The 1,194-nt window shown below is 35.8% G+C and carries 1 protein-coding gene and 1 pseudogene; both read right to left on the bottom strand.

All coding sequences use genetic code 11. The annotated features are described in order from the left end of the window. Positions 1–99 (bottom strand): annotated as a pseudogene (locus NUV40_03185) (transposase). A gap of 129 nt (positions 100–228) precedes the next feature. Continuing rightward, a complete protein-coding gene (locus NUV40_03180) occupies positions 229–606 on the bottom strand; it encodes a GxxExxY protein (GenBank protein MCR4342878.1) in 378 nt (125 codons plus the stop codon). Positions 607–1,194 lie beyond the last annotated feature (588 nt).

Below are 1,194 nucleotides of genomic sequence, written 5' to 3'. Positions count from 1 at the left end.
AAAATGTTGATCTGTCTCAATGGCGGTCGCATGATATCGATCTTCCCAGTATGCACCTTTTCGTTTTTTTCTTTGATTGTATTCTTGACCACTCCTGCCTTCCTGGCCTCCTTATAGTGTTGTTTTTTTGTTTAAGTTTTTATCTTAGCGTGCTTTGCGGCTTGGCGTGATAACTTCTTTTGTTTTTGCTTTCCTCCTGTTTTCCTGGCCTCCTTATAGTTCTTTCTTTTATTGTTCATCATAAATTACACGTTTTATCTCCAGTTTTACTTTTGCGAAGTTTAACAACAACCCGTGTTTCTTACCCACCGATTTCAGATATGATTTTACAATGGCAAAGTGAATGTCTTCAAGGTCCTTAATTGCTTTGAGTTCTATAACGATGGCACCTTCTACAAAGAGGTCAAGGCGATGTCTACCAACTTCAATATCGTCATATTTTACTATCACTTCCTGTTGCTCCTTTACCCGTAGACCACTCTTACGCAATTCAATCATCAACGCCTTTTCATAGATTGATTCGATAAAACCAGGCCCCAGTTGTTGATGTACCTGTATGGCCGCGCCAATGATCTTCTCAGTCAGTTCTTTATGCTCAAGTTCCATATTTATATCCTTTCATAAATCCATGACAAATTGGCCATGCATAATACAAACAAAGATAAATAATTATAAGGAGGCCACGAAACCAGGAGATTATTTAAATAATTAGTGTTGCTTTTTTTGCCTTTCTCCTGCCTTCCTGGCTTCCTTATAGTTCTCTCTTTTACTACATTACCAATTTTTTATAAGGAAACCATGAAACCAAGAAATAATATGCTTAACATCCTACGACGAGTTTTAGTAATATTTATGTAGGATCGGTTTATGATCCACAAAAACATTCTGTAGTTAGAATACTGACATTATAATGTGTAATTCGTAGATATTTTTAATCACTTTGTTGCCTTTCTCCTGCCTTCCTGGCCTCCTTATAGTTATTTCTGTTTTTGCCGTTAATCAAAACAACTTTTTCTTATAAGGAAACCATGAAACCAGGAAGAAATACGCTTAAAAACCTAAGAGTTATTTTTCTAGACGCACAGTTAAATAAGATTTAAAATCTCTATTTCCGCCACTTGCTTTTCTCCTGTTTTCCTGGTTTCCTTATAGCATTGTCTCTTTATATTTAAGCGTTTGACAAAACTCATATCG

The sequence above is a fragment of the Patescibacteria group bacterium genome, from assembly GCA_024654625.1.
Classification (GTDB): Bacteria; Patescibacteriota; Minisyncoccia.
The sequence above is the reverse complement of the archived record's forward strand: the minus strand, read 5'-3'. Positions and strand labels throughout refer to the sequence as shown.